Below are 9,455 nucleotides of genomic sequence, written 5' to 3' on the forward strand. Positions count from 1 at the left end.
ATTTTTTGGTTGCGCATTTTTTATGAATTATTATCATGCATAAAAAGCCCGGATATTAATTTTCTAAATTTAGATAATAATAATATGGGCAAAATATATTAAATCTTTCTGCCGTTTTCCTTGATCAATATTGCATGTCGCAATTGAGCACTTGGATATTGATTATCGCGACAACGGCACTGCCCATTGCGATGGATCATGATGACCCAGCACCGTAGCATCACCCGCGTTCTCTCGTCCTCCACGGCTCTGGCGCTTGTATTGCAGCTGGGATTTGCCCCGGTTTCGCAAGCGCATGCGGGCTCCTTGCCGACAGGCGCCAGCGTCGCGGCCGGACAGGTTGCGGTCGGCACCTCCGGTACTGCGATGACGGTGACACAGTCGTCCGACAAGGCGATCGTCAACTGGAACAGCTTCTCGGTCGGCAATGGCTATTCGGTCAATTTCGTCCAGCCGGACCAGACCTCGGCGATCCTCAACCGCGTCACGGGCACGACGACCTCGACGATTGCCGGTAGCGTGACCGGCAATGGTCAGGTCTATCTGATCAACCCCAACGGCATCGCCATCACGTCCAGCGGCAGCGTCAAGGTCGGCGGCGGCTTTGTCGCCTCCACGCTCAACATGAAGGATGAGGATTTCCTCTCCGGAAAGCTGTCGCTTGAGGGCAACGGCGCCTCGGCTTCCGTCTCCAACCAGGGGGTGATCACGGTCGGGCGCGGCGGCTATGCGGCGCTGATCGGCGGCACGGTTAGCAATGACGGCGTGATTGCCGTCCCGCTCGGCAAGGTGGGCTTAGGCTCCGGCGAACAGGCCACGCTTGACCTCTCCGGCGATGGCTTCCTGCAGGTGGCGCTGCCGACGAAGGCCGGTGCAGAGGGGAAGGGCGCGCTGGTGGAAAACCAGGGCACGATTTCCGCCGATGGCGGCACGGTGGTGATTGCGGCAGCCACGGCCCGCGAAGCGGCACGCAACGCCATCAACATGTCCGGTGTTGTGGAAGCGCGTACCGTGGCGGGGCGCGAGGGCGAGATCGTGCTGGGCGGCGGCGAGGGTGGCAGGGTTGCCGTGTCCGGCAAGGTGAAGGCGACGGCTGCCGCGGCCAAGGGCGGCAAGGTCAAGGTCACCGGCAAGGCGATTGCGCTGGCGGGTGCCGAAATCGATGCCTCCGGCGCGGCCGGCGGCGGATCGGTGAAGATCGGCGGCGACCGACAGGGAGCGGGCGACACCGAGCGCGCCGAAACGACAAGTGTGGATGCCGCAACCGTCATCCGCGCCGATGCGACCGAAGCCGGCAAGGGCGGTGATATCGTCGTCTGGTCCGACCAGAAGACGGAATTTGCCGGGCTGATCACCGCACGCGGCGCCGGCGCCGGCCAAGGCGGCGATGCGGAAGTTTCCGGCAAGGCGGTGCTCGCCTATTCCGGCTATGCCGATCTTTCCGCAGCAAATGGGCAGTTCGGTACTCTGCTGCTCGATCCCTACAACATCACCATTTCCTCGGCATCAGCCTCCAATTCCAGTGGCTTCAGCGCCACCGGCAATGACAGCATCATCAACGTCAAGACGCTGGAGACGGCGCTCGCGGGCGCCAACGTGACGGTCACGACCGGTAATGACGGCAGCCAGACGGGCAATATCACGCTCGCAAGCAACCTCTCCTGGTCGGAGAACACGCTGCTGACGCTCTCGGCCGCCGGCTCCGTCTCGATCGGCGCTGCGCTGAAAGCCACCGGCACGCGCGCCGGGCTGGTGCTGACCAATGCGGACTACACGATCGCCGATGGCGGCAGCGTCACCCTGTCGGGCGCCAATGCCACGCTCTCCATCGGCGGCAATGCCTATACGCTGATCCATGATGTTGCGGGCCTGTTGGCCATCAACAGAGGCCTGTCGGGCCGCTATGCACTGGCGGGCGATCTCGATCTGTCCGGCACGACCTACAAGAAAGGATTGATCGGCGATAGCATGCTTGGTGGCATCAAGGGCACTTTCGCCGGCCTCGGAAATGTAATCTCCAATCTGACGATCGACAGTGCTTCTAGCTATGCTGGCCTATTCGTTATCATCGAGCGATCAGGCTCTGTTCGCGATCTGGATCTGTCCGGCGGAAGCGTGACCTCGACGACGATCGCTGCCGGCATGCTGGCTGGCTATAGCTCAGGAACGATCAGCAATGTTTCGGCGACTGGAAGCGTGCAGGGCAGTTCTAACGTTGGAGGCTTGGTCGGGGAAAATGAGGGAACCACCAGCGATGTTTCGGCGACTGCAACCGTGCAGGGCAGCTCTAACGTTGGCGGCCTGGTGGGCATCAACCGGGGCACGATTGCCGCCTCCCATGCGACCGGGTCTGTGACGGGGAGCGAACACACCATCGGCGGTCTTGTTGGCGCCAATTTCGGCGGAACGATCCGTGAGAGTTACGCGACAGGTAAGGTAAGCGGCAGCAGTGCCGAAGAGGTTGGCGGTTTTGTCGGACACAATCAAGGAAGCATTACCTTGTCCTACGCGACGGGTGCCACCACGGGGGCATTTTACGTGGGCGGTTTTGCCGGCGTTAACAGCGGTGGTGGTACCTCAACGATCACGTACTCCTATTCCACCGGCGCCGCGACCGGGAGCTCCTATGTCGGCGGTTTTGCTGGTTACTATGTCAGCGGTACGATTTCCAACGCCTACTCAAGCGGGCGCGTGACCGGCCAGCAGAATGTTGGCGGCTTCCTCGGCGCGAACAACAGCGTTTCCGTGGCGTCATCCTTCTGGGACAAGGACACAACCGGGCAGAGCATAGGCGTCGGCAGTGGCCGAAGCACCGGCGTCACCGGCCTCACCACGGCTGAGGCCCGCACCAGCGCCGCCTATTCCACCTGGAATTTCTCCACGGTCTGGTACCAGACCGGCGACATGCGCCCGATCCTGCGCTCCGAAGCGGCAACGGCGGGCAGCGATGGCGTCATCACCATTTCCAACCTGCACCAACTGGCGCTGATGGGCGCCAATCTCTCCGCGTCCTACAGGCTGGTCACGGATATCGATGCCTCGGAGACCGATGCAAGCGACGCGGATTATTCCGCCTCCGGCATCTGGGCATCGACCGGCTGGGTGCCGGTGGGACTGACGGGCGGTATGCAGTTTACCGGCACACTCGATGGACTTGGACACACGATTTCAGCCCTGACGATCAATCGCACGTCGGGCGGTGTCGGCCTGTTTGGCTATGTCGGCACCAATGGAATCCTGAAAGACTTTTCGCTGACGGGCTCCATCGTCACATCGGCCAGCAATGTGGGGTCTGTTGTCGCCTATAACTACGGATCCATCACGCAAGTGAGTTCCAGCGCCTCCGTTAAAGCGAATGAATACGCTGGTGGCTTGGTCGGGCAAAATTGGGGAACAATTGCGCAGTCTTCCGCATCCGGCTCGGTGACAGGCTCTGGAGTGGGGATTGGCGGCCTGGTTGGGGTCTCCAATAGTGGTCTGATCAGCCAGTCCTTCGCCTCGGGAACGATCACGTCGAACGGCATCTATGTGGGCGGGCTCGTCGGATTTTCTATCAACACGACCATCAGCGACGCCTATAGTATCGGTTCAGTCACGGGCTGGAACTATGTCGGCGGCCTGCTCGGTTCTTCCATCAATACGTCGGTTCAGCAAGCTTTCGCCGCCGGCAAGATCACCGCAAGCGATGGCGCGGACGCCGGCGGTCTCATCGGCACCCGAACGGCCAGCACCATTACCTCATCCTACTTCAACACAGAAACGACCGGCCTCACCACTGGCGTAGGCGATGGCGATGTCACCGGCGTCGCCGGCCTGACGACAGCGCAGATGCAGACGAAGAGCAGCTATTCCGGCTTGGACTTCAAGACGGTGTGGTACATGAAGGATGGCTCCTATCCCGTCCTGCGCGCCCTGACCCCAGGCCTTCCGACCGGCATCTCGATCACCATTACCGCCAACAGCTTCAGCCGCGGCTATGGCGATGCCAATCCGGGTCTCACCTGGAGCATCACCGATGGCGCGCTGGAAGAGGGCGACAGCGTGACCGGGCAACTGGCCACCACCGCCAACTCCTCCTCCGGCGTCGGCACCTATGCCATCACCCAGGGCACGCTGGCCATTTCCGATGCCTATGACATCACCTTCGTCGGCGGCACGCTGACGATCACCCAGCGCGCCATCACGGTGACCGCCGACAACCATTCGAAGACCTATGGTGATGCCAATCCAAATTTCACCTGGACGGTGACGGACGGCAGCCTCGTGAACGGCGACACGCTCTCCGGCACGCTTTCGACCACGGCATACAAGACCAGCAATGTTGGCGCTTATGACATCACCCGCGGCACGCTCGACAATGCCAACTACGCCATCAGCTTTGCCTCGGGCACGCTGACCGTTGAAAAGCGCGCCATCACGGTGACGGCGGACAGTTCCGGGAAGGTCTATGGCACAGCCAATCCTGGACTTACCTGGAAGGTGTCGCAGGGTAGCCTCGCCAATACGGATACACTCTCCGGCAGCCTCGCGACAAACGCCACGCTCACATCCAACGTCGGCCGCTATGACATCACTCAGGGCACCTTGGCGGCATCCGCCAACTATGCCATGACCTTCGTCCCAAACACGCTGACGGTCAACAAACGCGACATCGGCATCGCTGCCAACAGTGTCACGAAGGTTTACGGCGATGCCATGCCGCAGCTGACCTATTTCGTGACGAGCGGCGACCTCGTCTCCGGCGACACCATCTCAGGCAGTCTGGCGACCACCGCAACCCAGGCTTCCGGCGTGGGAAGCTATGCCATCACGCAGGGCAGCCTCGCCATTTCCGACAATTATGACATCCACTTCGGTTCTGGTTCTGTCACTGTAACCCCTCGCGCCATCTCGATCAGGGCAGATGACGTCTCCCGGGCGTATGGCGATCCCAATCCGCAGTTCACCTGGAGTGTCACCTCGGGCGAGGTGGTGAAGGGCGACACGCTGAACGTCAACGTGTACGTCAGTGTCCCGAGCACCGTCCCGGTCGGCAGCTATTCGATCATCACCAGCGTCGGCAATAACCCGAACTACTATGTGTCGAATGACTTTGGCACCATGACAGTGACGCCCCGCGCCATCACGGTGACGGCCAACGATCAGTCGAAGGCCTATGGTGACGCCAATCCGGAGCTGACCTTTACGGTTTCCAAGGGCGACCTCGTCGGGAGTGATACACTCTATGGCACCCTCGAAACCGACGCTTCCGCCAAAAGCAACGTCGGCAGCTATGACATCACCCAGGGAAGCCTGTACAACAACAACTATGACATTACCTTCGCCTCCGGCACGCTGACGGTAAAGGCTCGCGCCATTACGGTCACCGCCGACAATCAGTCCAAAACCTATGGCGATGCCAATCCGGAGCTGACGTGGAGCATTTCCGAGGGCAATCTCGTCAACGGCGATAGCATCTCCGGTTCGCTTGCAACGACGGCGAACGGCGCAAGCAGCGTCGGTAGCTATGCCATTGGTCAGGGCACGCTTGCCGCATCCTCCAACTATGCGCTGACCTTTGCCGCCGGCGCGCTGACAATCAAGCAACGGGCAATCACAGTCACCGCAAAGAACAGCTCCAAGACCTATGGCGATGCCAATCCGGAGCTCACCTGGACCGTGTCCGAGGGTGCCCTCGTCAATGGCGATACGCTTTCCGGCGCGCTTTCCACCACGGCCGATGCAAAAAGCGCCGTCGGCAAGTATGACATCACCCAGGGAACGCTCGACAACGCCAACTATGTCATCACCTATGAAGCGGGTAAGTTGAAGGTCAATCAGCGGGAGATCACGGTCACCGCCGACAGCCTGTCGAGGATCTATGGCGATGCCAATCCGGACCTCACCTGGGCAGTGACCAAGGGCAATCTCGTCAACGGCGACAGCCTGACCGGCGGCCTGTTCACCAAGGCAGATGCCACGAGCAATGTCGGCCTCTACGAGATCGCGCAGGGGAACCTGTCGGCCTCCAACAACTACGCGCTGACGTTTACCGCGGGCAGCCTCACGGTAAAGCAACGCGCCATCACGGTGGCGGCCAACAACCAGTCGCGCCTGTTCAGCCTGGACAACCCGGATCTGACCTGGGCCATCACCACCGGCAACCTCGTCAACGGCGATCAGGTCAAGGGTCAGCTTGCCACCGAGGCAACGGCAGCATCGCCGGTCGGGGAGTATGTCATCTCCCGTGGCGGCCTGACGGCGGGTGACAATTACGATCTCACCGTCACGCAGGCCACGCTCTCCGTCACCCCGGTTCCGGCAACGCCGATCAGCAGCCAGCTGCCGGAAAGCCTCGTGTCCTTCGGGGATGCCAATACCACCGTCTCCAGCCAGACCGCGCAGATCGTCGTTCTCGGCAGCAGCGCAACCTCTTCCGACATCGCCACCAACAGCATTTCCTGCAGCGACGGAGCCGAAAACGCCGACGCAGCCGCCTGCACCGCCAACTGATCCGCGCAAGAGACCAAGGTATGACCCGACTGCATTTTTCCCTGACCTGCTCGTCTCGATATTCGGCGCGATGCGGGCGCCCGTCGCTGCTTGCCCTGGCTTTGGCTTCGGCCTTCTATCCAGGCCTTGCCGGCTCGGCACACGCCCAAACCGCAAGCCAGCTGACTGAAAGCAGCTACGCTCCCCCCGTGATCCGCTCCCTGGGCAGCGGCATCGAACTGCCGGCCGTCGTCGGGCTCGTTGCGCCGGCAGGCGCCGATCGCGTCCACGTCACTCCCTCCGGCATTGTCGTGGAGAATGGCTTGCCGGACCTGGCCGAGGCAACCGCTGCCGTGGAAGCGCGCCTGAAGGGCAAGCGCGTCAGCGGCGCGGAACTGTTCGTGATCGCCCAGGATCTCGAATCCGCCTATGTCCGCGCCGGCTTGCTGCTCGCCCGCGTCTCCCTGCCGCCGCAGACGCTGAAGAACGGCAAGCCGTTGAAGCTCATCGTGACCGATGGCTATGTGGCCGCCATCGACGTCTCGGCACTGCCGGAGGCTGTCCGCGAGCGGGTGGCTGCCATCCTCAAGCCGCTGGAAGGGCGCCGCGGCCTGCGGAAAGGCGACCTGGAACGGCGCCTGCTTCTGGCCGGCGATACACCCGGCCTGTCGCTGCGCTCCACGCTGAGGGCAGGTGCTGCGCCGGGTGCCACCATCATCGTCATCGAAGGAAGCTATGCGCCGGTATCGGGCAACCTTGCGCTGGACAATGGCCTGTCGCGGGAGATGGGCCGGTATTCGCTGAGCCTCGGCATGGACATCAACAGCGTCCTCGGCCTTGGCGAAACCACCTATGTCCGCCTCAGCGGCTATCCGGGTGGCGGCGACCAGAACATCTTCAGCGATGATCCCCGCAACCGCCAGGTCGTGGCGGGTATCACGCTTCCGCTTGGCGCCGATGGCGTCTGGTTCAATGTGGAGGGTGTCGACAGCAAGACGCATCCAACCTCCGACCTCGGCTATACGATGGCCGACCAGTATCAGCGCCTCTCTACCCGTCTCGGCTATGGCTGGCTGCGCTCGCGCACGCTCAATGCCAGCACGCTGATCGGGCTTGATATGGCAGACGAAAGCCAGAAGATCGATCTGTCGGGCACGCGCACGGATTTTAGCGAAGATCGGCTGCGTGTGCTGCGTCTGACGCAAACCGCTGATGCCATTCTGGACAATGGCGGCCGGCTGTCCGGCAATGCCGTCTTCTCCTTTGGCCTTGATGCGCTCGGCGCCCGGCAGGGCACGGCAGCGCTGCCGCTGTCGCGCGACGGCGCCGAACCGGACTTCCGCAAGGCAGAACTCTCGCTCTCCTACGCCCAGGGTTTTGCCGGCGATCGCGTTCAACTGTCTGTGGCCGGGCGCGCCCAGACCTCGTTTGGCGATCCGCTCGTCGCCTCCGAGCAGATGTCGATCACCGGCATGGACTGGGTCTCCGGCTTCGACAGCGGCGCGATCCAGGCGGATACGGGCGCGGTCCTTCGAACCGAACTCTCCTTCCCGGTGGTGCTGCCGGCCCTGGACATGTATCCGGGTCTCGGCAGCATCGCCTCGCCCTATCTGTTTGCCGCCGGCGGCATTGCCAGGCTGGAAAATCCAAGCGCCGTGGAAAATGCCGTCACCCGGGCGGGTGCCTTCGGGGCCGGCCTGCGGCTTGCGCTGTCCGACAAGGCATCGCCCCGCAACAGTAGCCTTTCGCTGGAATATGCCCATGGAACGGCATCCGACCGTGATGCGGAGGATCGCTTCAACCTGCGCTTCCAGATCGGTTTCTGATCCGGCAAGCCACCCGCCGCCTCGGCATGGCGGGATCCACACCACCCCATGATGAAGATCGCCGCCGGGACCGTTTCCCGGTGGTGCGCCTTATGGAATGACAAGGACAAGACACGTGCGCTACGCTTCCAATCTCACCCGCCATGCCATTGCTTGCGCAATGTTCGCCGCTGCTGGTCTCTCTCTGCCAACCACGTCGATGGCCCAGGCCCCGGCCGCAAAGACAGATAAGCCCGCAGCACCGGCCCCCGTCAGCAGCGAACCTGCGGTCACGACGGCCACCTATGGCAACTGGGTGCTGCGCTGCCTGCGCATCGAAGCCGACGCCAAGCAGACAAAGCAGTGCGAGATCGTCCAGACCATCCAGGTGGAGGGGCAATCGCAGCCGGTGGCCCAGATTGCGCTCGGCCGCCTTCCGGGGGAGGCCGCCCTGCACATCACCGCCGTCCTGCCGGTCAATGTCAGCCTGCCGGGTAATGTCCATGTCAGCGGAAATGGCAAGGACGGCACGGACGAAAAGGGCGGCCTTGATCTGCAATGGCGCCGCTGCGCCGGCGGTGCATGCTATGCCGACGGCCAACCCGCCGACGACGTCTTGAAAATCTGGCGCAAGGAGCCGCAGGCGCAACTGCGCTTCATCGACGCCGCCGGCCGAACGATCGGCCTCCCCCTCTCCTGGAACGGCCTCCCGCAGGCCCTTGATGCACTGGCAAGAGGGTGACGAGGCTCAAGAACCTTGGGGCCACGGCAGGCAGCACGCAGACGATACGCGGTCACCTCGTCAATGTCCGACCAGTGCCGGACAGAGCATCCCGGATCGTCGACTTTCCAGCCGGTCGCCGATGGCGTACGCGCATGCCCAAACTACGCTAATCACCTGATCGAGTCTGGTCCCTAGAGTCTGTCAGATTTAAATTGAACCATAACCTGCATGTCTAAAATAGTTTGAGCACTCCTGCGGACTGAACGCCTTGAGGAGTTCTCCTATTCGTCTCCATGTTGTTTCGACGGTTCTCTCGTCCGCCTTTCTGACGAGCGTCTTGAGCTTGGCGAACTGAATAGCCCCGAGTTTCGTAGACACCCTCGGGTTAGATTTTCTGCTGCTTCTCGAACTCGACGGGTGACATCATTCCGTTTCTGACGTGCTTGCGTTTCGGG

3 protein-coding genes are annotated in these 9,455 nt (G+C 62.0%); all 3 read left to right on the forward strand.

From position 1 onward, the window contains the following. The first annotated feature begins 201 nt into the window (after positions 1-201). Positions 202-6,492, forward strand: coding sequence for an MBG domain-containing protein (locus ACEXP3_RS22880; RefSeq protein ID WP_377299505.1), 6,291 nt, complete (start codon positions 202-204; stop codon positions 6,490-6,492). Positions 6,493-6,512: 20 nt separating this feature from the next. Continuing rightward, on the forward strand, positions 6,513-8,297 hold the full coding sequence (locus ACEXP3_RS22885; protein WP_377299506.1) for a ShlB/FhaC/HecB family hemolysin secretion/activation protein: 1,785 nt from the start codon (positions 6,513-6,515) through the stop codon (positions 8,295-8,297). Between the two features lie 115 nt (positions 8,298-8,412). Then, complete coding sequence (locus ACEXP3_RS22890) at positions 8,413-9,018, forward strand: invasion associated locus B family protein (RefSeq protein ID WP_377299507.1); 606 nt, start codon at positions 8,413-8,415, stop codon at positions 9,016-9,018. Positions 9,019-9,455: the final 437 nt, after the last annotated feature.

Source organism: Neorhizobium fuzhouense (assembly GCF_042611105.1).
Taxonomy (GTDB): domain Bacteria; phylum Pseudomonadota; class Alphaproteobacteria; order Rhizobiales; family Rhizobiaceae; genus Neorhizobium; species Neorhizobium galegae_A.

Coding starts and splice junctions, on each gene's coding strand:
- ACEXP3_RS22880 (WP_377299505.1), top strand. CDS start 202: ATGACCCAGCACCGTAGCATCACCCGCGTTCTCTCGTCCTCCACGGCT.
- ACEXP3_RS22885 (WP_377299506.1), top strand. CDS start 6,513: ATGACCCGACTGCATTTTTCCCTGACCTGCTCGTCTCGATATTCGGCG.